This window comes from Acetobacter sp. (assembly GCF_052102375.1).
Taxonomy (GTDB): domain Bacteria; phylum Pseudomonadota; class Alphaproteobacteria; order Acetobacterales; family Acetobacteraceae; genus Acetobacter.
The window spans coordinates 101,488-124,548 of the sequence record NZ_JBQDXI010000002.1 but is presented as its reverse complement, the minus strand read 5'-3'; the positions used below and the strand labels follow the sequence as shown (position 1 = coordinate 124,548).

At 56.1% G+C, this 23,061-nt stretch carries 23 protein-coding genes; 11 read left to right on the top strand and 12 right to left on the bottom strand.

What is annotated here, in order from left to right; genetic code table 11:
- Nucleotides 1–132 precede the first annotated feature (132 nt).
- Genes ACTIDN_RS01535 through ACTIDN_RS01515 form a run of 5 tightly spaced genes read left to right on the top strand, consistent with a single transcriptional unit; the run spans nt 133 to nt 5,935 of the window.
- A complete protein-coding gene (locus tag ACTIDN_RS01535; protein WP_441375743.1) occupies nt 133–2,463 on the top strand; it encodes an adenylate/guanylate cyclase domain-containing protein in 2,331 nt (776 codons plus the stop codon).
- Nucleotides 2,460–3,353 carry an MlaE family ABC transporter permease gene (locus ACTIDN_RS01530; RefSeq protein ID WP_441375742.1) on the top strand — a complete coding sequence of 298 codons (894 nt, stop codon included), beginning with the start codon at nt 2,460–2,462 and terminating at the stop codon, nt 3,351–3,353. Before ACTIDN_RS01535 ends, ACTIDN_RS01530 begins: the two co-directional genes overlap by 4 nt.
- A 4-nt stretch (nt 3,354–3,357) precedes the next feature.
- The gene (locus ACTIDN_RS01525; protein ID WP_415507831.1) at nt 3,358–4,059 is read left to right on the top strand and encodes an ABC transporter ATP-binding protein; all 702 of its coding nucleotides are present in this window, start codon (nt 3,358–3,360) and stop codon (nt 4,057–4,059) included.
- Nucleotides 4,059–5,009 carry an MlaD family protein gene (locus ACTIDN_RS01520; RefSeq protein WP_048838056.1) on the top strand — a complete coding sequence of 317 codons (951 nt, stop codon included), beginning with the start codon at nt 4,059–4,061 and terminating at the stop codon, nt 5,007–5,009. Before ACTIDN_RS01525 ends, ACTIDN_RS01520 begins: the two co-directional genes overlap by 1 nt.
- Nucleotides 5,006–5,935: a hypothetical protein gene (locus ACTIDN_RS01515; protein ID WP_441375741.1), complete on the top strand. Its 930-nt coding sequence runs from the start codon at nt 5,006–5,008 to the stop codon at nt 5,933–5,935. The genes ACTIDN_RS01520 and ACTIDN_RS01515 overlap by 4 nt, the downstream gene beginning before the upstream one ends.
- Before the next feature lie 27 nt (nt 5,936–5,962).
- Here ACTIDN_RS01515 and ACTIDN_RS01510 read toward each other — a convergent pair whose 3' ends face one another.
- Nucleotides 5,963–6,601, bottom strand: a complete 639-nt coding sequence (locus ACTIDN_RS01510) for a hypothetical protein (protein ID WP_441375740.1) — start codon at nt 6,599–6,601, stop codon at nt 5,963–5,965.
- A 75-nt stretch (nt 6,602–6,676) separates the two neighbouring features.
- Entirely contained in the window at nt 6,677–7,996 is a 1,320-nt protein-coding gene (guaD, locus tag ACTIDN_RS01505) for a guanine deaminase (RefSeq protein ID WP_441375739.1), read from the bottom strand.
- Between the two features lie 216 nt (nt 7,997–8,212).
- Here guaD and ACTIDN_RS01500 point away from each other — a divergent pair, with 216 nt between their 5' ends.
- Complete coding sequence (locus ACTIDN_RS01500; protein ID WP_441375765.1) at nt 8,213–9,172, top strand: ion channel; 960 nt, start codon at nt 8,213–8,215, stop codon at nt 9,170–9,172.
- 7 nt (nt 9,173–9,179) lie between these two features.
- Here the strand turns inward: ACTIDN_RS01500 and ACTIDN_RS01495 are convergent, their stop codons facing one another.
- Complete coding sequence (locus ACTIDN_RS01495; protein ID WP_441375764.1) at nt 9,180–11,375, bottom strand: FUSC family protein; 2,196 nt, start codon at nt 11,373–11,375, stop codon at nt 9,180–9,182.
- A 134-nt stretch (nt 11,376–11,509) separates the two neighbouring features.
- A complete protein-coding gene (locus ACTIDN_RS01490) occupies nt 11,510–13,690 on the bottom strand; it encodes an FUSC family protein (RefSeq protein ID WP_415507825.1) in 2,181 nt (726 codons plus the stop codon).
- A 259-nt stretch (nt 13,691–13,949) separates the two neighbouring features.
- Between ACTIDN_RS01490 and ACTIDN_RS01485 the strand changes: the two genes are divergently transcribed.
- The 3 genes from ACTIDN_RS01485 to ACTIDN_RS01475 all read left to right on the top strand — a co-directional run bounded on the left by ACTIDN_RS01485 (nt 13,950) and on the right by ACTIDN_RS01475 (nt 16,414).
- On the top strand, nt 13,950–14,321 hold the full coding sequence (locus ACTIDN_RS01485) for a YidB family protein (protein ID WP_415507824.1): 372 nt from the start codon (nt 13,950–13,952) through the stop codon (nt 14,319–14,321).
- A gap of 125 nt (nt 14,322–14,446) precedes the next feature.
- Entirely contained in the window at nt 14,447–14,971 is a 525-nt protein-coding gene (locus ACTIDN_RS01480) for a hypothetical protein (RefSeq protein ID WP_415507823.1), read from the top strand.
- A gap of 252 nt (nt 14,972–15,223) precedes the next feature.
- Nucleotides 15,224–16,414, top strand: a complete 1,191-nt coding sequence (locus ACTIDN_RS01475) for an MFS transporter (RefSeq protein WP_415507822.1) — start codon at nt 15,224–15,226, stop codon at nt 16,412–16,414.
- Between the two features lie 58 nt (nt 16,415–16,472).
- Here the strand turns inward: ACTIDN_RS01475 and ccmI are convergent, their stop codons facing one another.
- The 7 genes from ccmI to ACTIDN_RS01440 are packed head-to-tail and all read right to left on the bottom strand — an operon-like array spanning nt 16,473 to nt 21,787.
- Nucleotides 16,473–17,204: a c-type cytochrome biogenesis protein CcmI gene (gene ccmI, locus ACTIDN_RS01470; protein ID WP_415507821.1), complete on the bottom strand. Its 732-nt coding sequence runs from the start codon at nt 17,202–17,204 to the stop codon at nt 16,473–16,475.
- A gap of 4 nt (nt 17,205–17,208) precedes the next feature.
- A complete protein-coding gene (locus ACTIDN_RS01465) occupies nt 17,209–17,703 on the bottom strand; it encodes a cytochrome c-type biogenesis protein (protein WP_441375738.1) in 495 nt (164 codons plus the stop codon).
- Nucleotides 17,700–18,287 carry a DsbE family thiol:disulfide interchange protein gene (locus tag ACTIDN_RS01460; RefSeq protein ID WP_441375737.1) on the bottom strand — a complete coding sequence of 196 codons (588 nt, stop codon included), beginning with the start codon at nt 18,285–18,287 and terminating at the stop codon, nt 17,700–17,702. The genes ACTIDN_RS01465 and ACTIDN_RS01460 overlap by 4 nt, the downstream gene beginning before the upstream one ends.
- Nucleotides 18,284–20,272 carry a heme lyase CcmF/NrfE family subunit gene (locus ACTIDN_RS01455; protein ID WP_441375736.1) on the bottom strand — a complete coding sequence of 663 codons (1,989 nt, stop codon included), beginning with the start codon at nt 20,270–20,272 and terminating at the stop codon, nt 18,284–18,286. The genes ACTIDN_RS01460 and ACTIDN_RS01455 overlap by 4 nt, the downstream gene beginning before the upstream one ends.
- Before the next feature lie 47 nt (nt 20,273–20,319).
- The gene (gene ccmE, locus ACTIDN_RS01450) at nt 20,320–20,859 is read right to left on the bottom strand and encodes a cytochrome c maturation protein CcmE (protein ID WP_415507817.1); all 540 of its coding nucleotides are present in this window, start codon (nt 20,857–20,859) and stop codon (nt 20,320–20,322) included.
- The gene (ccmD, locus tag ACTIDN_RS01445; protein ID WP_441375735.1) at nt 20,856–21,017 is read right to left on the bottom strand and encodes a heme exporter protein CcmD; all 162 of its coding nucleotides are present in this window, start codon (nt 21,015–21,017) and stop codon (nt 20,856–20,858) included. Before ccmD ends, ccmE begins: the two co-directional genes overlap by 4 nt.
- On the bottom strand, nt 21,014–21,787 hold the full coding sequence (locus tag ACTIDN_RS01440; protein WP_415507815.1) for a heme ABC transporter permease: 774 nt from the start codon (nt 21,785–21,787) through the stop codon (nt 21,014–21,016). The genes ccmD and ACTIDN_RS01440 overlap by 4 nt, the downstream gene beginning before the upstream one ends.
- Before the next feature lie 165 nt (nt 21,788–21,952).
- Between ACTIDN_RS01440 and ACTIDN_RS01435 the strand changes: the two genes are divergently transcribed.
- Together ACTIDN_RS01435 and ACTIDN_RS01430 are read left to right on the top strand one after the other, a co-directional pair.
- The gene (locus ACTIDN_RS01435; RefSeq protein ID WP_415507840.1) at nt 21,953–22,246 is read left to right on the top strand and encodes a YciI family protein; all 294 of its coding nucleotides are present in this window, start codon (nt 21,953–21,955) and stop codon (nt 22,244–22,246) included.
- Nucleotides 22,247–22,249: 3 nt separating this feature from the next.
- Nucleotides 22,250–22,669, top strand: a complete 420-nt coding sequence (locus ACTIDN_RS01430) for an EVE domain-containing protein (protein ID WP_441375734.1) — start codon at nt 22,250–22,252, stop codon at nt 22,667–22,669.
- Nucleotides 22,670–22,718: 49 nt separating this feature from the next.
- Here the strand turns inward: ACTIDN_RS01430 and ACTIDN_RS01425 are convergent, their stop codons facing one another.
- A complete protein-coding gene (locus ACTIDN_RS01425) occupies nt 22,719–23,057 on the bottom strand; it encodes a TIGR01244 family sulfur transferase (RefSeq protein WP_441375733.1) in 339 nt (112 codons plus the stop codon).
- Nucleotides 23,058–23,061 lie beyond the last annotated feature (4 nt).

Below are 23,061 nucleotides of genomic sequence, written 5' to 3'. Positions count from 1 at the left end.
AGACCTGATGGTTCTAGGCCAATTTGGCAGAGACGCACCTGTTTTCGGCATCTGCTCGTCAAGGGGTGGAAATAAGCGGCACGGACCTATGCAATGGGATGTGCCTGACCAGCAGTCAGTGGAAAATAGCCTGTGTCTTCTGATGAAATAGTTGATCCTACCTTTCAGCACGATGTTTCAATACGGCGGGTGCTACTGCATCTTGTCCTGCCTTTATTGGCCCTTGTGCTGGGTATTCTGGCTGTTGTGTTGATAGGAGTGCATTCCTACCGCACCACGCGGGCAGGGGTTCAGTCTCTCACGCACGAACTGCTGGGTGCGGTGCAGCATTATATTGGGCAGGAAGTTTCAGATTACATTATGCCGGCCGCGGCAGGGAATATTATTGCTGCGGGTATGATAGGGCATGTGCCTGCTGCTGTGCAGGAGCGTGTTTTCTATTCCTACGGCGGTGCAATGCTGCGGAGCGTGCCGCAGATTCAGTCTTTTTACCTTGCCGATGATGAAGGGCACTTCACGCTTATTACGCGCCGTAAGGATGGCAAAAACCAGGAGCGGACAACGCTACAGGTGCGGAATGGCCATAAGGTATTCCATCATGATTACTATACAGATGATGGGGAAAAAATTGGCGAGGCCGATGACGATGCCAAGGATTATGACCCACGCAACCGCCCATGGTACAAGAACACTGAAAACAGTGACGAGATAAAATGGACACAGCCTTATCTGTTTGCGGCAGATAAGCAGTTTGTCATGACCAGTTCTATGCGCTTCAAAGCGCAGGACGGTCATACGCTGGTTTTTGCCACCAATATTTCCCTGAATGAACTCAGTGGGTTTTTGGATAAAATCAAGGTCGGCAAGACAGGTAACGCGATTATTCTGGATAGCAAAGGCCGGGTTATGGCCGGTCGGCATTTGATGCAGCAGGCCGAGGCCGCCGGGTGGGACCCCAACAAGATGGTCCTTAACCCCAAGACGCACCCGGTTTTTGCACGTGGTTTTGACCATTACCGTGTCCGTGGGGTTGGCGCACATAGCTTTGCCCTGAATGGCAAACGCTATGTCACTATAGCGTCGTTGCTGCCTAATTCTTCTGAAGGCTGGATTTTGCTGCTTTCCGCGCCGGAGAGTGACTTTTCAAGTTTTGCAGAACAAAGCAGCCGCCAAAGCCTTCAGTTTGCGGGCATTATTATTGTTTTCTCCATTGTGCTGGCAGGCCTTCTGGTACGGCAGGTGCGGCGTTCTGAGCGCAGTGATCGCAGGCTGGAAGCTCAGGCAACCCAGATTTCGCGGGAGGTCTCAGCGGTACAGAAGGTGGCTGTCACGCCGCGCCTGTTTGAACTGTCCAATGATTCTCTGGTTCTGACCGAGCAGCTAGCCCAAATGGCGCAGGCGCGTAGAGCCAGCATCTGGCGCTTTCTGCATGATGGCTCTGCCATGATCTGCGAGGATTCCTACGACCTGAAACAAGATACCCATTCCGGCGGCTTTGAAATGTCCCGTTCGGAAATGGACGCATTTTTTCAGGCGATTGAGGAAGGCGAGGCCTTTACCGTTGCCCGCGCTGCGGTAGACCCTCGCACGGCACAATTTGAGCGCTTGGTCATGCGCGAGGTTGGTACGCGGGAACTCTCCGTGCACCCAGTACATAATGCCGAGGGTATTGTAGGAGCACTGGTGCTGGAAGATGCCAGCATGGCGGAGCATCTGGTTTATTTTGTTGACCTTGTCGGCTCCATTACCGGTGTACGTCTGGCCTCTATTTATAACCGGGCAGCAGATCAACCAGATGCGCAGAGCAATGCGGATGCAATGCATCAGACGCTTCTGCAAGCGGCATCTCTGCCTGCAACCCGATTTGACAATATGCTCATGCGCGCACCGCAAATGGGCGGTGTGTCAGCCTCCGGCATTTATCCGGCAGTGGCTGTTCTGGTCATTACCTTTAGTGACCCGGTTGTGGATGGCAGTGCAGAAACAGCACAGCTTCTGGCGCTTATCGACCATCTGGCAACAGAAGTGCAGCGTATTGCACTGGAGCGTCATCTTTTTGCTGTAGAAGTGGCCGGTCACAGGCTGATTTGTATGGCAGGTTGTACGGCGGAGGAGGACCCGACCGCCCTTGTCCGTATGGCAGATGCTGCTCTGACAATGCGTGAAACCTTTATGGCCGCATTATCCGCCTCCAACCTTGAACCCGTGTTTACAATGGGGCTGGACTACGGCGCGGCCTTTGGTGGCGCAGTGGGGGAAGAACCCAAGGTCTTTAACCTGTGGGGGCAAACTGTGTCTGTGGCCGAGTTGATGGCGCAGGGAGCATCAGATGCGGGAACCATTCAGGTGACGGAGCGGGTCTATACTGAACTGCGGGACCGCTACCTGTTCAGAAGCCGTGGAGCCTTCTTTGCACCGCATCTAGGCCTTGCCCGTGCTTATATTCTGGCCGCGCGCCGATGAGTGAGAGTAACGCTAACCCGCGTGAACCGGGCGGCGACCGGGACCCTATTCTGGAAGCAGAGAGCAAGCGGCAGATACAGCAGACCCCTTTTGTGCTGCATGTGTGGGTCCGGCAGAAACTGGCAGTGCTGGGGCGGCTCACGCGGCATCAACTCTGGTTTTTCCTCATCATGCTGGGGGCCTGCTGGGGTGTTGTGTTTGAGAGCTTTCGTGCGCATTCCTGGCGCAGGACGGTTCGGTACGAATTTGGAGTGACACTGAACAGTGTTGTTGGCGGCGGCCTGATAGCGACCCTGTTTGCAGGCACACTGACTGGCGTTGCAGCAGTTTCCCAAACCATTTACTGGCTGGGTCTGGCTGGGTTGGCCAAAATGACCGGGTCTATTCTGGTCAACGTGGTAGTGCGGGAAATTGCCCCCATTCTGGTTGGTATTCTGCTGCTGGGCCGGAATGGCATGTTGTCCGTAACCGAGCTGGGGTTGCTGACCACCAGCGGGCAAATCCGGTCCTTTCAGGCTCAGGGGTTAGACCCGTTTCTGCTTCTGGTTCTGCCGCGTACATTGGCCTTTACGGTGGGCGGGTTCACGCTCGGTATTCTGTTCTCGTTTGCATCATTGGTAACAGGGTATGTCATCAGCCGAATTTCGGGCGTGATTACTAATCCGGTCTGGACATTTTTTTATGATGTGGTGGGCGGCATGTCCGGTGCGGATTATATCATCATACCGCTCAAGTTTATTACCGTGGGGTTTGTGGTTGGCGTTGGTGGGTGCCTGACCGGGCTTACGGCAACTAATCAGGATAATCTGCGCACCTTGCTCCCCCGGGGGTTTTCTCGTGGCCTGTTGATTGTTATGGCCGTGAGCGTTCTGTTCAGTCTGGATCTGTAACGCCATGGATACACGCGCCACTGGCCCGGTTCTCGAGTTGAACAAGGCCGTTCCCTCCTTTGATGAAAGTGGCCTGCCACCTGTGCCCTTCAGCATGCGGCTCATGCCGGGGGACTGTGCCGTTGTGGAAGCACGCGATGCCTCCCGTACCACCATTTTTGCAGATATGTGTTCCGGTCTGGTGCCGCTGACAGATGGCACAGTTAAGTTCATGGGGCTGGATTGGAACGAACTGCACGACCGGGAAACAAACGCCCTGCGTGGCCGTATAGGCCGCATGACACGGCGGCAGAGCTGGGCGGATTTTCTGGGCACGCATATGGGAATTATGCTTCAGCAGTTGCACCACACCACGCGGGACGTGGAAGATGTGGTGGCTGAAGCAACACGACTGAGTGAATGGTTTGGGTTGCCCGGTTTGCCGGTGTTGCGGCCAACCATGCTCTCGGATGGAGATTTGTTGCGGGCGGCCTGTGTGCGGGCTTTTATGGGCCGTCCGCGCCTTCTGCTTCTGGAAGACCCGCTGGAAGCAAGCCCCGCAGACCTGGAGGCCGCCTTTCTTGGCGCGCTGACAACGGCGCGGGATAAGGGGGCTGGTGTTATCTGGCTGGTGCGCAATAATGCCGTATGGCAAGGCTACCGGCAGGGTATAACCAGTATGTGGCGTCTCGCCGATGACGGGCTAGTAGCAGTACGGACGGGGTAATGTTCCAGATCCGCTTACGACAAAAAGTAAAACCGCTGATCTCTCTTCGCTATGCGGATGAGTGGGTGGGCTTCCTTGTACTTCTGAGTCTGGTGCTTTTTGCAGGCGCCGTGATTGAGGCCGGGGTGCTGCGGGACTGGCTGACACCGCCTGCCAAACTTCGGGTAACCCTGCCAGACGGCGGTGTTGGTGGCCTGACCGTGGGGGGGGATGTACAGCTTCTGGGTGCACATGCCGGGACTATCCGGTCCATCAAGCTTAATCCTTCTGGCGATATGTATGTGATGGTGGACCTTGACCCACAGGCCAAGCCGTTCATCCGGCGGGACAGTACAGCCCTTATCCGCAAGCAGTTTATTGTGGCCGGGTCAGCCTACCTAGACCTCAACCGTGGCCACGGAGACGCCATGGACTGGGATTACGCTGTTATCAGCGCAACGCCCGCGCCTAACCCTGCTGATATGATTACGGCAACACTGAATGACATTCAGGCCGAAATTATGCCTGCGCTGGGGAATGCGCGCCACATGATGGCCCAGATGGATGCCACTATTACAGACATGCATGCCGGTAAGGGCACAATTGGCCAGTTAATGACCAATGATGATCTGATCCGTCAGGCGCAGTCTGCGGCTGTGTCGCTCAACACGATTATTGAGCGGTTGAAGCCTCTTGAAAAGCAGATGTCTGGCATCATGGCAAAAACTGATTCAACGATGGGTAATATCAAATCCGCCACGCACGACCTTAAAGGTGCTACACCGCATCTGCCCGCTATTGCTGGCAGCCTTGAGGCCAGTACGGCAGACTTGCCCGCCATGTTGGCGCAGGCGCAGGCCACCTTGTATGGCCTTGAAAAGCTGACTGACCAGCTCCGTGGGATGTGGCTGTTGGGAGGCTCTAAAGTGGATAGCAAGAACCGTCTGGCACCACAGCAGGTGCGCCCATGATGCAACTGAGAGTTCTGGCCCTGCTTGCCCCCCTGACGCTGGCAGCCTGCGGCGGGGCGCAGGAGGCCCCAACAGCGCGTGATGATGCGCAATGGGATCAGGCCATGACAGCAGGGAAAAGCGCCTTTGATCTCGGGCGCTATAGTGTTGCCATCAGTCAGTACCGAAGGGCTGCCAGTCTGGCCTTGCTGCGCGATGATGGTGTGGCGGCCAGTGAGGCAGGGTATGATCTGGCGGTAGCGCAACTTGCGGCAGACCAGCCCCAAGACGCCCTGCAAACACTTCAGGCAGCCCGTCAGGCTGCTGCTGCGCGGGGCGATACGCATACAGCGTCCTTTGACCTTGTGCAGGCCGCAGCATTCTACCGGTTGCATAATACAGCCCAGTCCATTGACGCGGCGGAGCGCGCCGTTGGGGATAGCGACCAAGCCTTAGCAGGCCGAGCCGCGCTGATTATGGGTCTTGCCGCGGACGATGCAGGCGATAGTGCAGCCTTGCAGCGCGCCAATACAGTTTTGCAGGGCTTTAAAAAGCCACTTACGCGCAGTGTACAGGCAGGTCAGGCAGAAATAGCGGCTCGTGTGGCTCTGTCCTCCACCCCCGCAACGGCGCTTAGTCTTGCCAAACACGCAGCGGACCTATGGCGGGATGACGCCTCTTACCGGGATATGTCTCGCGCTTTGGCATTAAGTGGCACGGCGGCCAGCCGCATGGGGGACACGGCACAGGCCAAAAGCCTGTGGGCGCGGGCGGCGCAAAGTGCCGCTATGCAAGCCAGTGATGAAGCGCAGGGTGATGCAGCTACCTTGGCTCATGGCGCTATTAGCCGCGGCAACCCCCATACAGCACAGAGTGATGCCGCGCTATGGAGCCAGCAGGCTGGTGGTGTGCTGCTTCACCCCTTTGAGAAGCCAAAGACCAACTAAAGCCTGATTGCCTTTAAGCAGGCTGTGTTATTTCAGGCGGCATAAGTGTGAAAAATCGCTTATGTCTGTCCCAATAAGTTCGCGACCGGCGGCCAGTTTTTTCTTCTCGTAACGGGGGACCTGTGTGGTCGTGCTGGGATAATGGCGGCCACTGAACTCCAGCCGTTCAGCGTAACCCTGCTCCCGGCCTGTATCAGCGTTTCCAAACCCGAGGTCGGGCCATTTATAATGCTCGCTGGGCAGCACCTGAATGGGAAGGTGGGCAGAAGCCACATGCCCCACTACCCGGTACCTGTTTTCCGGTTTTTCTGGGTGGGATGATATCTGATTCAAAATCAGCATACCGCACCCGCCAGACGCACAGAAGTCTTTGGAAATCAGATAAATCAACACGTCATCGTGGCCTTGGCGGAGGGTCGCAACGGACACAACAGCCGCACCATGGTCCAGCAGTGTTTCAAAGGGCGTTGTCTTAACCCCATTTCGTGATGCGTGAAATTTTTGGACATATGTTTTCAGCACATCGCTTTGCTCTTTGGTGAGCGCACCCCCTGTACAGTTAGGGAGTGATCGGAAGGCGTCCTCCAAAGGCCGAGCCTGAGCAGGCTGAAGAGGAGAGAAAGCCGTAACCAATAAAGCGGTGCAAAGCCCGTAAATCTGTTTCATGAAACTAGGTATACAGGGGAATTGACACAGATTTAAGGCGGGCAAAGGAGGGGGCCTGCTGCTTTCATGAATTTGTCAGATTTCATGAACACAGGTCCCATGGACCCACGTTGCCTGTATGCATCTGTCGTCCCCCAGCATCATGAGGGCAAACAGAACATCTGCCATACTGTTACTGGTTTTGACCCGCTGCGTGAGCAGAGGAGTTGCATTGGGGTTCAGGATGCAAAGATCAGCCTCCAGACCCGGTGCAATGGTGCCAATTTTATCAGCCAGATGCAGAGCCTGCGCGCCGCCTGCCGTGGCCAGCCAGAAGGCCTGAATGGCATGCAGTTTGGTACCCCCGGCAAGAAGTGACACCTTGTAGGCTTCCGCCATGGTTGCCAGCAGGGACAGGCTGGTGCCAGCGCCTACATCCGTGCCCAGACCAGTGCGCACAGGGCGTGTTTTTGAGGTTACGTCGAAAAGCCTGAAAATACCGCTCCCCAGAAACAGGTTGGAGGTCGGGCAGTGGCAGAGTGTGCAGTCTGCTGTGTGACATCGCTGAAGGTCGTGCTCGTTCAGGTAAATACCATGGCCAAACAGGGCGCGGGGGCCAGCAAGACCGGCTTTGTCATAGACATCCAGATAGGAGGATCTGTTAGGGAAAAGTGTCGCGACATCCGCACATTCCTGCTGTGTTTCCGCCAGATGCGTTTGCATGAACAGGTCATTCCGGCTTTTAAAAAGCGCCCCTGCCATTTCAAGCTGTTCAGGCGTGCTGGTAATGGCAAAGCGGGGGGTCACGGCATAAAGCTGGCGGCCGTTTTGATGCCAACGGTCAATAAGAGCGACAGAGTCCGCATAGCCCTGCTGCGCAGTGTCCCGCACTGCATCGGGTGCATTGCGGTCCATCAGCACTTTTCCGGCAATCATGCGGGTACCAAGACGGCTGGATTCTTCAAAAAAAGCATCAACAGACTGAGGGTGAACGGTGCAATAAACGGCAGCAGTGGTGGTGCCGTTACGCAGCAATTCGGTCATGAAGCTACGCGCAACGGCTTGTGCCAAGGCTTTATCTTCAAAGCGCGCTTCAGCAGGGAACACGTAGTGTTTCAGCCATGCCAGAAGTTCTTCCCCCCAAGAGGCGATAACCGGCATTTGTGGGTAGTGGACATGTGTGTCAATAAACCCGGCGGTGATGATGCTGTCCGGGTAATGCGTGATGGGGCAGTTGTGCGGCACAAATGGCCTAACCTGCGTATAAGGCCCGCAGTGTGTAATGATGCCATCCCTTATCAGGATAAGCCCGTCTTCCTCTACATGCAGGGCGTCTTCCGGCGGCATGGTAAAAGGGTTGCCCCGGAACGTGATGAAGCATCCACGCAAGGCAGCGTGGCGGGGAGGCTGGGTCATACACAGGGTCCTGAAGGCTGAGAGCAAAACCGATCATGTAAATGTTATGCGCCACAACGCAACGGTTCCATGCGCTTTTGGAGGCTTTGCACTGGCAGGGGCGCGTGTATCACCTTTGCGGGTAGCATAAAGGCAAACAGCATGAAGAGCATGTGGCGACGGCTAAAAGACAAGCGGGAGGCGCGGCTTGCGGCCCGCTACACGCCGTTGGATGAGATGGCCGCACCAGAAGACGCCAAAACAGGCTCTCACCACAAGCTGCACCTCAGCACTAAAGAGGCCGTCAGGCGGTTCAAGGCGCATGCACTGGTTGAAGAAAAAACACACCGGGACATTGTGCGTGTGGGTTTGCGGGACAGTATATGGACCGACTTCTACCACCATGCTCTTACCGCAAGTTGGCCAGCTTTTGCCTATTCCGCGGTGATTTTTTATTTTCTGATAAACTTGTTCTTTGCCTTGCTTTACTGGATCGCGCCGGATCAGGTGACAGGGGATGGTCAGCATACCTTGCTGTCTCTGTTCTTCTTCAGCGTGCAGACGCTTTCAACCGTTGGCTATGGTGGGATGGTGCCCGTGGGGCTGTATTCCAACACGGTTGTGTCTTTTGAAGTGCTGGCAGGCATGATGATCAACGCTTTGGCAACAGGCGTGGTTTTTGCCCGTTTTGCACGCCCACGGGCGCGCATCATGTTCAGTAATACCGCCGTTATCAGTAATGAAAACGGTGTGCCTGCACTGTGTATTCGTATCGCCAATCTACGTGTCAGTGTTATTTTGTCGGTGGATGTTGAGGTCGCCCTCTCACGGCTGGTTATGAGCAAAAACGGTCATCTGGTCAGGCAGTTTGACCAATTGCTTATTGTGCAGTCCCATGTGCCGGTTCTGCGGTTTGCGTTTGTCATGGCGCATGTGATTGGTCCGGACAGTCCGTTACACGGTAAAACAGTTGCAGAACTGGAGCAGGAAGAAGCGGAAATAGTCGTAACCGTTACCGGAACAGATGAAGCCTTGGGGCAGACAGTTTTTGCCCGCACCGCGTATCGTTTTGACCATGTCCGCCACAATCATCGGTTTGTGGATATTGTGGTGTCACGCCCGGACGGTCGTATTTCTGTGGACTACACCCGCTTTCATGACATTGAGGAACATGCAACCCACCATGCGCCGCCCTGACGGCCTGTTAGGGGTGCTGTTGGGGTGAGACGCGGAAACGGCGGGTTGTGTCCAGAAAGACCGCATTGGTCTCCAGTTCGTACCCGATGACTTCCAGACAACTGATAACCCGTGTGAGTTCAAGGTGAACGGAGAGATTGCCCTCTGATAAGGCAACCGGCAGGAGCTGGTTGAGCGCGCGCGTTGCATTCTGGGCAGGCTTAAGCGTGTAACCCCTGATATGGGCAATGCTCTCCAGCACTGCGCGGACTGGTTCTTCCTGTTCGGCGGTCAAGCTACCACCTGCCAGCACATGCCGGAGGCGTAGCACCAGCAGCCCTACTGTCATCAGACCCATGGCCCCAGCCAGATAGGCTTCTGTTGTGGCATCCGGGGTGTTACCGGCATGGCGGATAATTTGTGCCAACCTACTGCCAGACCGTGCAATCCAGTCGGAGGCAGTACACTGGGTGTCTGATGCAGCAACATGGCGCAGGTCGCGCACCAGTTTGCATCGCAAGCGCCACCGCTCACCAGCAGCATCAAAAGGCAACACCAGCCGGAAGACCCACACGCCTAGCCCTATGCCAAACACTACGGCTGTTGTGGTGTTAAACCACACCATTTCGTTCAGGCGCATGTGGTTGGCAGGCCCCACCATAAAAGGCAGAAAATTGTTATAAGCTGCGGCTGTACCAATGGAGTTTGGGGCTCTTACGGCCAGTCCACCAACAAGCATGGGGAAGAACAGGGAGGCTAGAAGTGTCTCGTTACTGGCCTGTTGCGGTAGCACCAGAAAAACAAGAAAAAACGAAACAACGGCTGCCCATGCTGCGCCACGCAAAAAACCACCGGATGCCAGAACAGGGTTTTCGAAGGACGCAAATCGTGTGCTGGTAACCGCAACAAACATGGCCACGGTGGCCCCCTCCGGCCATGCGGTCACCTCCCACAAAAGCCCCCCCAGACAGATGGCAACGGCCGCGCGTAAGCCATTATTCAGGGCAAGAGTAAAATCTTTTTCCGGGTGGCGGTCAAAATGGAAATGGTCTTTGGCGGGCGGCTCCTGAGTGGCAATGAAGTGCGCCAGAGCTACGTCAAATTCCAGAAGCAGTTTTGTCAGTGCAGCTTCGAGAATACGGCATTCGAGCAGTTCGCGCATGAAAGGCGTTGGGGTGTCAGACAGCACCCGCAAGCGTTCAAATTCGGTCAGATAGTCAACAGAGCGTTGAAGAGAGTCTGACCGATAGCGTTGCAGATCGTCCCGTATGGTTTTTGCGGCGGCAACAGGGTCTGCCCCTTTCAACCTATTGGGGATCTGACTGAGCAGGAGGGAGAGGGCGCGTAACCTATCCTGAAAGAAATCCGGCAGGAGCGGGGTGGCCTGCATATGGCGTTGGAAGCTAAGCCCCCGCGCCAGAAAAGTGGAAATAGCGGCAAGAGCTGCACGCGTGTGGTCACCCGCATGGCTATGTCGGCCCATTTCAATATCGCTGAACTCTGTTTGGTCCGCGAGGGATGGGATGCTGCCAAGCAGTGCGCGAGAACGCATCAAACCATCCTGTTGCCCTAAAAGAAGGTCTGTCATGCTGCGGCTTGCACCGCATAGGGCATCTTGCAGGCGGGTGCGTATTTCCTGCTGGGCGACTTTGTCGAGGCGTGGTGCGAAAAGACCCGCCAATGCACTTTCACACACAATACCCAGCGTAATGTAGGTTGTGCGGGAAAGTGCAATCATAAAAACATTGTCTGGCTGGTTGGCGGCGCTCAATACAATGATAGTGCAGGTAAAAGCGACCAAAACCAGAGCGTAAGAGCGAAAGTTCCTCAGGAAGGTGGCCCACGCGCAGCACGCCCCGGTACCCAATGCCAGAAGCGGAAAAAGCAGCCACGGGCTTTGCGGAAACGCGGCCAGAAAAGCAATGCCCGCAACAGCGCCAATAAATGTTCCGATCAACCGCCAGCGTGCCTTGGAAAGGCTTTGACCACGGGAGTTCTGAGCCACAATCCAAGTTGTCATGGCGGCCCATTGGGGGCTGTCCATTTCCATCCAGAAGGCCAGCGTCAGAGCAAGCAGTGCTGCACAGGTGGTGCGTAACGCAAACCCCAAATTGGCGGGTGATGGCGCAAAGAGCCAAGCAAGCGGCGTGTTTTCAGATAAACCGGAGGGAGCGCGTGCCGTATTATAAACCCAGTTGCGTAAGCGCTGAGGAAAAAGGGCCATCAAAGAAAATACAAGCACGGGTCAGACATGTCCTCCTTCCTTGTTATAACACGAAGTGGAAGAAGCGGACGATGTTAAAATAGTTTTTCAAATAGCGAGGGAGCGCCCCTTACAAGAAGGGGTTTTGGGTGTGTTCAAACGGCCTTGTAGGGTTTGGACGCATCAAGGAAGACGGCATTGGCCTCCAGTTCATGGGACACCACAATCAGGTAGGCGATGGCGCGTGTCATCTCGATACGGGTCGTAATGTTTGGCTCCATGGCTTCAATGCGGCGCAGGGTTTGTGTGGCAATGCGGGCGGAGCGGGAGGTGCGCCCGTACTTCCCTGTAAAGCGGCTCATGCGTTGCATCACCACTTCAATCGGGCGGCGGGCATTGGGGGGTAACTGGTCTCTGGCTAGCAACGTGCGGAGCCGAATAATATTCAACCCGATTGTCATGGCTGCCAGTGTCCCTTGCAGGCAGCCCTCAATTGTTGGGGTGGGTGTGGGGCCAGCGTGGCGAATAAGGCGCGCAAACCGGTCAATGTTGCGGCCAATCCAGTCGCGGGTTTGCGGCATGGGTTCTGCTGAGGCCAAAGTACGCAAATCCCGCAGCATGGTGCGGCGCATCCGCCACCGTTCCGCAGCACTACTGAAAGGCAGGATGGACCGGAACATGACCACTGCAAACGCCACCCCCAGCAAAATGGCGGTTGTGGAATTAAACCACCCCAGTTCGTTCTGTCTGCCCTGGTTCAGTGGGTGCACGAAATTTGGCAGCAACAAGGTGTAGGCGGCAGAATGGAGCGCAGTTGCAGCATTCCGGGCAGCCAGACCGCCAGCAATCATGGGAATGGCCAGAGACGCTACAAGCATTTCGTAATTGGCCTGTGTCGGAAGCACGACAAACACCAGAAAGAACGAAACCAGTGCAGCCCACATGCTGCCAATCATGAACTGGGTGCTGGCCACGACCGGGTTTTCCCGGGTGGCAAAAAGTCCGCAGACAATGGCCACAAAGGTAATGAAGGTCAGGCCATCGGACCATGCCGTCACTTCCCAAACTAACCCGGCACAGGCAATGGCAACGGTTGCCCGAATACCGTTTGAGGCAGCTTCGCGCCGGTCAACATGGGATTGGAGGCGGAAGTGGAAGTGATCACCGCGAATAAAATGCTGGCTGGCATCATATTCCCGTATAGCTTGTTCAAGCTCACCCAATAGCTCGTCCAGAGCATTATGCAGGATGCGCCCATCCAGCAGCACCTGAATGGCATCCTCATTACGCTGGTCCGCCGAGAGGCTGATTTCATGAGTCAAAGCGTCAACAATCTGCTGACGGCACTCTGCACGCAAAAGTTGCAGGTTGCGGAGTAGTTCCTGCACACTTTCATCTGTCTCGAGTTGCGGGGACAGGGTGTTCAGAAACGTGCTGACCCGTACGGCTGTCTGGCGGAAACTGGCTTGGTCTGTATCCAGATATTGCAGACGGACCGCCATACCCAAGCCGCGCGAAAGCAGTACGGAAACAGCAGCCAAAGCCGCCCGTGCGTGGTCCCCCTCGTGGCCGTGGGGGCCCATTTCTACTTCTGAAAATTCGATCTGATCATTAATGGACAGCAAAGGGCCGAACATGGCGCGTGACCGCACCAGCGCCTCGTCATCCCCTGAAAGCAGGCTGGCAACGGAATTTGAGACATTTCCCAGTGCCGTGCGCAATTTATCCCGAATGTTCAGCCGGGCCGTTGTGGCCAGATTATGGGCAAATATGCCCGCAACAGCGCTTTCACAGACAATGCCAAGCACAATGTAAGTTGCGCGGGACATGGCGGTGATAAAGACGTTTTCCGGGTTGTTAATGGCCCCGATGGCAATAATGGCGCAGGTATATCCTGCCAGCACCAGCGCATAGGAGCGAAAATTACGGACCAGCGTTGCCAGCCCGCAGCACAGCCCAACCCAGATGGCCAGTGCTGGAAAAAACAGCCATGCCTGCTGTATGAAAGCCGAAATGAGGGTGATGGACATAACCACCCCCACACCTGTGCCCACCAGACGCCACCGTGCTTTGGACAAACTCTCCCCGCGGGAGCCTTGGGCTACAATCCAGACTGTCATGGCGGCCCATTGCGGGTCATCCAATTCCATCCATAACGCAATGACCAGCGAGATCAGTGCCGCTATGGTTGTGCGGATAGCAAAGCCCAAAGCAGGCAGAGAGGGGGCAAAAAGCCATTGCAGCCGCATGTTCTGCTGCTCGCCGGGGCGCCGCAAGGGACGGAAATGGCGCAATGGACCAATACGGTCCAGAATGAAGAGCGGAAGACTTGGCAAAGCAGGTACTTTACTGACTGCGGCTGTGAGGCGAGGTGAAGGTATGGAACTTAGCGCGATTCCCGGAAATTTCCTTGGGGTGTCCTCTGCATATCAGCTATCGTAAAGCCTAATGCGGCGGATGGTTTTCCAGAATGGCCGGGTTATAGCTCTCGCATATGTCAGCTATTTGGTCCATGATGAAGTATCGTAACCATTCTTGCTGCGGGTGCAGGCTAGTATGGTGCCTGACAGAGAGAATTAAGTGGAGACCAGCCTGATGTCCGATTTTCTTTCCGGTCTTGTTGGAAAGGTAGAGAGCGCACTGGGGACCAGCCTGTCTGGCGCTGTCCAGCAGCAGTTACAGAGCCTGCTACAGCCCGGCACACTGGAAAACATTTTATCCAAAGCGGACGACGCCGGTCTGGGTGATAAGGTACGTTCCTGGATTGGGCATGGTGAAAACCTGCCAGCAACACCTGATGAAATTCGGGAAATTCTGGGCAGCAGCACGGTGCATGATCTTGTGGCACGTACCGGCCTGCCAGCAGATGCTGTTTTAACAGCCGTGGCACATTTCCTGCCTGCCGCAGTGGACAAAACCACGCCTGATGGCACCTTGCCTGCACAGGCTCCAACCAAAGACGCCTGAACTGCATTGCGTCTTTCAGGTGGGGGCAGAGATATCCCCCACCTGAAAGACGCGTATTCCGGCTGACTGTAAAGCTGGAGAAAGTGCAAGCTGCGTTCAGGACCATAATCCGCTATGGTGGACACATGAGTTTAGGTGAACGCATAACCGCAATAGATACTTGGCTGCTGGATAAAGCGTGCCAACCCCTTGCTGACCGCCTGCCTGACAAGCTAAATGCGCTTGATCTGGGCATGAGTTTTCAGTTGGGGTCTCTGCTCTTTTCGGCGGTCTCCATCATTGCAGTTTTTGTGCTGAATGGCATGAGTGATTTCAGCAACATGATTTTTAATGTGCTGATATGGGGCCTGTGCATTACTTTTTTTGTTGCTCTGACCCGTATGCGGGTTCTGGTCAAACCCGGGCACCCAAACCCTTTCCGGTATATGCTGCAAGGGGTTAGGCTTATGTCCATCCCCTTTACGCTTTATACGCTATATCAGGCCTATACTGTACCCCCGCCGTATTTTATGCCAATGTGGTTTAATGCCCTGTCCAACCTGGTTTTTGTGGTTGGCTTGTATCTGATTTCCTGTCAGCCCCGCCCACCCAAAGCACGTGCGCGTGAGGATGTCTGGGCACGCCATCTGCGTGAAGTAGGTACAAACTAATTTCTGACAGGTTCTGGTCTGAACCTGTATTGAGTACGGTAATAGAGAGCCGCGTTGGGCCGCCTTACAGATATGGGGCGGGCCCTACGGGCTCCTCCCAAATAGGCCGTCCCTCTTAAAAATTTTTCTGTTGGTCTGATGCCAGCATAAACCACCATTGGCGTTTGCCTGACTAATCCGAGCAAAAGCAGCCCGGCCTTCTTAAAGGTGCGGCTTTACCTTCCTTTTTTCTAAGCCATTAAGGACAAGCGTGTGACCACGACAAACACGAGAGAACCGGCCCAGAAAGTGTACTCCGCAAAATTAGCACTGCTTTCTCTGGCATGTGGTGCATTTGCAATTGGTGTGACGGAGTTTACCCCAATGGGGCTACTGCCAGTGCTTGCTGAAGGAGTGCATGTCAGTGTGCCTAAGGCAGGCGGTTTGGTAAGTGCTTATGCCTTTGGCGTCATGGGGGGTGCCCCTGTTATCACGCTGTTTCTGGCACGGTACCCGCGTAAATATGCGTTGATCGGGCTCATGGTTCTGTACGCCATTGGTAACCTGGCCTCTGCCATGAGTGGGAGTTATAGCCAGTTGTTGTGGGCGCGTGTCCTGACAAGTTGTGCCCATGGTGCCTTCTTTGGGTTGGGTGCTGTTGAGGCCGCAAGTCTTGTTGCACCCAACCGTCAGGCTAGCGCTGTGGCCAGCATGTTCATGGGGCTGACTGTTGCCAATATCTTTGGTGTGCCTGCGGCCACATGGCTGGGGGACACGTTGGGTTGGCGTTCTGCGTTTGCGACCATATCCTCTCTTGGTTTGATTGCCGGTGTGGCGTTGTGGAGCGCACTGCCGTTGGCGGAGGCTGGCCCAAGGCCCGATGTCCGGGCAGAACTGAAAGCTATTCTACGGCCCAATACCCTCATGGCGCTCGGTGTCACGGTGATAGGGGCAGGGGCGATGTTTGAGCTTTATACTTACATCGTGCCCATGTTGGAGACGATTACAAAAGCAGGCCCTACGCTCATAACGGCAGCGCTGATGCTTATTGGTGTTGGTTTTAGTGTTGGGAACAGTCTGGGCGGACGCGCTGCGGACAGGTCTCTGGTTGGCACACTGCTGACGGTATTCCCGCTGCTCGGCGCAATTATGCTCATCTTCCCATTTGCTGCGCGTACACCCGTGGGGGCTTTGGTGGGTGTGTTTCTATGGGGCGTGGCCTGTTTTTCCCTTACACCGGCCTTACAGATCCGGACCATGACGGCTGCGCACGATGCCCCGGCTTTGGCTTCAGCCGTTAATATTGGTGCGTTTAATCTTGGGAACGCGCTCGGGGCAGGTTTGGGCGGTGCCGTTCTGTCTCTTGGGCTAGGCTATCCCATGGTCTCTGTCGCCGGGCTGGGTCTAGGGCTGCTTGGCGCACTGATGGTGCTTATGTCCCGCACCGGGCGGCTTGCTCCCTAACGGGCTTGAGGCCTGCACGTATATTCCAATTTTTATGCGTGCAGGTTTTAGCTGAAAATCAGGGATTATCCTGATCGTGCTCGCCTTGTGCTATGCGGGCCTGCGCAGAACTGCGCCATGGTGCATCTTTAGGCGCAGCATCCAGCGCTTTACGGAACAATTCAAGCGCCTCTGGGGTCACGTGGTTATTGGCGCGTGTCATGGCTTCAGCAGTGCGGGCGGCAACTTCAGGGTCAAAGCTGATCTGGAGTGCGTGGGTCCAAGCCTCTGCCGCTTCTGCATAATGCGCGCGGGACGCTTCAGCCTGACCCAAGAGCAGATAGCCCTGACGTCGGTTAGGGTCTGTGTCAGGAAGTTGGGCCAGAGTTTGCCGCAGGCGGGCCAACACACCATCGTTCCGGGTGTTTTCCATGTGTTGTGCAACAAGCCGTGGGCCAAGGGGCTGCGCTGGCAGGCTTGGTACACCGTTAGTCAGATAAAGCCCGATGGCAGCAAACGGGATTACCCCAAGCCCAACCCAGACCAGAGGGGAGGCTATGGCATCACGCGCCTCGGTTGGTGCTGTATCTGCTGTCAGAATGCGTCGTTGAATTTCCAGACGGGCAATATCGTGTTCGGTCGGGGCAATCAGGCCTATGGCAAGGTCGCGGTCAATTTCTGAAAGTTGAGCTTCATGCAGGGCAAGAGCTGCGCTGCGTTCATCCCGGATCAGGCGTGTGCGCCGCCAGAGGGGCACGGCTGCGGGAGTGAGAGCCAGAAGGCTTAAAAGAGCAATGGAGAGCCAGATCATGTGCTCATTCCTTCGTCAGCTTGGCAAGACGGGCTTTTTCTTCGTCCGAAAGGGGGGGCGGCGCTTTGGGAGAGGCGGCACGACGGCGGTAGGCAAAAAACGCCAGTGCCAGCCCAATACTCAGCGCCAGAGCAGGCATCCCCCACAACAGCAATGTTCCCGCTGATAGTGGAGGGCTTAAGCGGATGAAGTTGCCATACCGCTCGACCATCCAGTCCATGACCTGACGGTCTGTTTCACCTTTGGCAACATGTTCCCGCACAACGCGGCGCAGGTCTCGCGCAAGGCCAGCACTGCTGTCTTCAATAGATTCATTCTGGCAGACAAGGCAGCGCAACTGGGAGCCAATGGCCTCGGCGCGGGCTTCCTGCTTGGCGTCTGGCAGCATTTCGGACGGGTCATCTACGGCCAGCACCAGAACCGGTGCCATTAGAACGCTCAGGCCCAGCAGGAAAGCGGGTATGAGGCGACGTAGGCGGAAGGATGGCAGACAGTTCATGGTGTTTTCAACTTTGCCAGTAAGGGCACAAGCGTCTGGCGGATTGTGTCTACCTCAAGCGGGGTGGCCGTATGCCAGCGGATAATACCACCCGGCCCGATCAGAAATGTTTCCGGCACGCCCGAAATTCCCCATTCAATACCCACGCGTCCATCCCGGTCGCTGCCAAGGCGCGTGAAGGGGTTACCGGAATGTTTTAAGAAGTTGGCCGCGTTTTCCGGGCGGTCTTTGTAGGCAACGCCCCAAAGTTCAAGGTCATCTTTTAGGGCAACCAGCGTTGGCATTTCCGCAAGGCAGGGAATACACCATGAGGCAAAGAAGTTGACCAAAACAGGTTTGGTCAACGCTTTAAGGTCCTGCGTTGCAAAGCCCTGACCGGGGGCTTGGTCAGGGAGTGTGAAGTCTGGCACAGGGCGGTTGAGGACCGGGGCATTCACATCATGCGGGTTGAAGGACCCGCTTTGCATCCCGGCCAACATTTTCCAGAATCCAACCCCCAGCACCGCCGCCCCGGCAAGGGGAAGGCCCATCATGAGCCTGCGGCGCGTGAGAGAAGACTGTGGTTGTTGCGGTTGGAGGGTCATGCTGCTGTCACCGTGCTGGTAGAGGCATTGCGGGCCCGGCGGGGTGCGCCCACCCGCATCCGTCGGTCAGAAAGGGAGAGTGCGCCACCCAGCGCCATAATCAGGGCGCCAAGCCACATCCACGGAGCAAGGGGGTTGTAGTGCAGGCGCAGCACATAAGTTGGCGCAGCCTCCGTACCGTGCTTGTCACCTAGAACGCCATACAAGTCTGAAAGCAGGTTGGTGTGAATGGAGACTTCGGTTGTCGTCTGGTTCTGGCTGTTAAAGCTACGTTTTGAAGGGTGCATAACGGTTACAATTTTCCCGTTATGTCGGACCTCCAGCGTGGCGACCATGGCGGTATAATTGGGGCCGGGTTCCTGCTCTACCTTTTGCAGGGTCCAGTCATAACCAGCCAGATGCTCCGTCGTACCAATGGGAACATCCACAATCTTGTGCTGGGCCTGAGACATGGCTGCCAGACCGAGTACGGTAACACCCACCCCGGCATGAGCCAGAGCGGTCCCAAAAATGGAGCGCGGCAGCATCCGGGCGCGTTGCAGGCTGCCTGCCAAAGGCATACGGAACAGCTTTATACGCTCGACAATATCCGTAATGCTGGCAGCAATGATCCAAACCGCCACAGCGCAGGAAAGAGCAGGCAACACGCCAGAAACGCCATAGAAGGCCACAGCGCAGGCCAGAGCGGTCAGAAGGGCAGCAATCCAGAGTCGTTGCAGAACTGGCCAAAGTTGTGCCCGCTTCCATGGGAGCATGGGACCAAAACCCATGAACATGAATAATGGTAGTGCCAGCGGAATGGTGGTGGCATCAAAAAACGGTTTGCCCACAGAAATGGTGCGGTCAAACAGCAGAGACATGAAAGGAGGGTACATGGTGCCTGTCACCACAACGGCGCAGATGGAGCACAACAGAATGTTGTTGAGCACCAAGGCTCCCTCACGGGATACAGGGGCAAACAGACCGCCCGCAGTAAGAGCCGGGGCGCGATAGGCGAACAGAGCCAGAGAGCCGCCAATAACAGCAGCCAGCAAGCCAAGAATAAAGATGCCGCGTGCGGGGTCATTCGCAAAGGCATGAACAGAATTCAGAATGCCTGAACGAACCAGAAATGTTCCGGATAGGGAGAAGGAGAAGGTGGCAATGGCCAGCAGGACTGTCCAGATTTTCAGGCCTTCGCGTTTTTCAACCACAATGGCGGAGTGCACGAGTGCCGTGCCGGTGAGCCATGGAATGAGAGACGCGTTTTCTACCGGGTCCCAGAACCAGTAGCCGCCCCAGCCCAGCACGTAATAGGACCACCAGGACCCTAGCGCGATACCACAGGTCAAAAAGCACCAGGCGGCAACAGCCCATGGGCGCACCCAACGGCCCCATGCTGCATCGACCCGGCCTTCCATAAGAGCAGCTATGGCAAAGGCAAACGGTACGGCAAAGCCAACATAGCCGGTGTAGAGAATAGGGGGATGGAAGGCCAGGCCGGGGTCTTGCAGCAGCGGGTTCATGCCCTGACCGTCCATCGGGGCGGGCCAGACACGGGCAAAGGGGTCAGACGTAGTCAGGCAGAAAAGTTCAAACCCGGCAGCAACAAGGCCCAGCACGGCAATAACCCGTGCCCGTAAGGCTGTGGGCAGGTTACGCCCAAAGGCGGCTACAGCAGCACCGCAAATGCCCAGAATGAGCGCCCAAAGCAGAACTGAACCCTCATGGTTACCCCATACGCCCGTGATTTTATAAAGAAGGGGCTTGGAGACAGCACTATTGGCCGCAATGTTCTGAACGGAGAAGTCATTTGTAACTGCGGCATAGATCAGACACAGGAAGGACACAGCCAGCCCAATAAGCTGACCAATGGCCAGCCCCGGTGCAAGCATCATGACTCGTCTGTCGCGCCGGTGCGCGCCTATTAGCGGGAAAATGCCCTGTGCGGCAGCAAAAATACAGGCAAGTGCTAGGGCATAATGTCCGAGTTCGGGGCTCAGCATATCTGGGGGGTAACTCCCGGGGGCTTAAAAAACTGTCAGGTCAGGGTTTAGCGGGCTGCCGGTGCGGGAGAATCCGGGTTTGCCTTGGTCTTCTGGGCATCCTGCGCGGTCATGGTGTTCCAGCTTTCTGCGCTGGGTGGTGGCCCGAAACGCGGGTCCCACTTGCCGGATTTTTTCAAGGCTTCAGCCACTTCCTTAGGCATGTAAGTTTCATCATGCTTGGCAAGGACCTCGCTGGCAACAAAACCATCCTTATGCATGGTGCCAACAGCCACAACGCTTTGCCCTTCCCGGAACAGGTCAGGCAGAATACCTTCAAACCGTACCGTGACGGCAGCCTGACCGTCTGTCACGTCAAAACGGGAAACGGGGGTTTCGCCCTGTTTTTCCTGTTTTACAGACCCAGCGACAACCATGCCACCTAACCGGACCGTACGGTCGGCAGGCGGGGGCTTGGTCTCAACCTGAGACGGTGTGACAAAAAACACGATATCGGATGAGAACGCCTGAAGCATAAGGGCAGCGGCGGCACCAAGGCAGGTCACACAGGCGATAACAAGCCAGAGACGGCGGGTCTTGCGGGTCATGGAGAAGAAGAAGCTCCTGAAGGGCGCGAAGAAGGACGTTCAAGTAGAGCCAGTCTGGCCCGTGCTGTTTTAAGGCGCAGGGCGGCGTTTACTGTCAGCGCAATGGCCAGACCGGCAAACAGGCCGTAGCTGGCAAGAATATAAGGCAGATGGGTCATGCGGCTTCTCCCCGGCGGCGTGGGTTGGAGAGCAGGCTACGCACCCGGCTTTCCATAACAGCAGCCCTCAGGCGGGCAATAACAATGGCAGCAAAGCCCAGCGAAATACCCAGCATGGACAGGCCAAGGGGCCACAACATGCTGCTAGACATTGTTGGTGCGCCTGTCAGGGTAATGCTGTCCGGCTGGTGCAGTGTGTTCCACCACTGTACACTGAATTTAATGATAGGCAGGTCAACAGCACCGGCAAGTGCCAGAATGGCTGCGGCACGGTAGCCACGTTGTGGGTCATCAAACGCCCGGATAAGCGCTATGTGGCCCAGATACAGGAAAAACAGCACCAGGACAGAGGTCAGGCGTGCGTCCCACACCCACCATGTCCCCCACATGGGCTTACCCCAGAGTGACCCTGTAGCAAGGCAGACCGCCGTAATACATGCCCCTACAGGCCCGATTTCCACCGCAGCAAGGTCTGCCAAGGGGTGCCGCCAGACCAGCGAAAGAAGCCCACATACGGCAAGGGCCGCGTAGCCGCTGGATGCCAGAATGGCGGTTGGAACATGCACGTACATGATACGCACGGAATCCCCCTGCTGCCAGTCTGCCGGAGCAAAGAAGAGCCCCCAGCCAAGACCCGCAAAGGTGAAAAGGAGCGCAAGCCCGGTCAGCCACGGTTGCAGCCGCGCAGCCAGTCTTAAAAATCGGCCGGGGTTGGCATACCGATGAAACAGGCTGCCAGTACGTGCAACAAGAGACTGTGGGGCGGTCAAGGGTGTGTCCGTTTCGTTTTCAAAACCAGTAGAGCGGCACCATCATCTGCTCTTTGGGGGGCGTCAAGACGTGTGCTCACATCTTCTCCTATATCATTCAGCCCCTCTTGACACGAGGCCGTTGTTCATGGGCGTCCTGCCTGCACAACACAACAGGAGAGCATGATGCTGTTTGCCGTTATCTGTACCGACCGCCCGAATGCGCTTGAAACCCGTAAGGCTACACGCGCGGAACATGTGGCGTTTCTGGACCAATACAAGGCATCAATCCAGTTTGCGGGACCTCAACTCGATGTGAACGGCGCCCCGAGTGGCAGTCTGGTCCTTCTTGACGTGGCTGATCGTGCCGCTGCCGAAGGCTTTGCCGCAGCAGACCCCTACGCAAAGGTAGGGCTGTTTGAAAGTGTGGTTATTCGTCCACTCCGCACGGTTTTCCGTGATGGCGCGCTGGTGGAGTAGCCCATGGCATACTGGCTGGTAAAAAGTGAGCCCGACGCTTTTAGCTGGGACGAACAGGTGGTCAACGGGGTCGAACCCTGGACCGGGGTGAGAAACCATCAGGCCAAAAAGAATCTTGCCAGCATGAAAGTGGGGGATAAGGCCTTTTTCTACCATTCCAACGTGCAGAGAGCCATTGTTGGTGTGGTAGAGATTGTGCGGGAAGCCTACCCCGACCCAACGGCAGAAAGCGGACAGTGGGTGTGTGTGGATGTCAAAACAGTAGAGGCGGTGCCGCTGCCTGTAACACTGGCGACTATTAAACAGACGCCAGAACTGGAAGACATGGCGTTGATACGTCAGTCCCGCCTTTCGGTCTGCCCGGTCTCAGCCGAGCACTGGCGCATTCTGTCCCAGATGGGTGGGCTGAAAACACCGGCCTAAGTTTTATAAGCACAGGCACCCAGTTTATGGAGTGCCTGTGCGGGCAGGCTCAGCCTTGTGTGGCAAGCGTCCACAACTGGCCTGCGCGGTTGCCCGAGCGGCAATAGCTGAAGATTGGCCCGGGCAGTGTGTTCAATGCTTCCTGCATCTCAATGACCGCATCGGATGACGGTGCCTGACCGCCAACCACAGGAATGGCAATAAAGGACAGACCAGCAGCCTGTGCAGCTTCTGCAACGGTTTGTGCTGTGGGCTGGCCCGGGTCTTCATGGTCCGGGCGTGTGCAGATAATGGTCTTGAACCCGGCATCACGGATGGCGGGAATGTCCTGAACCGTGATTTGGGGAGCGACAACAAAACTGTCTGAAAGAGCGCGATAGGCAACCATTGTT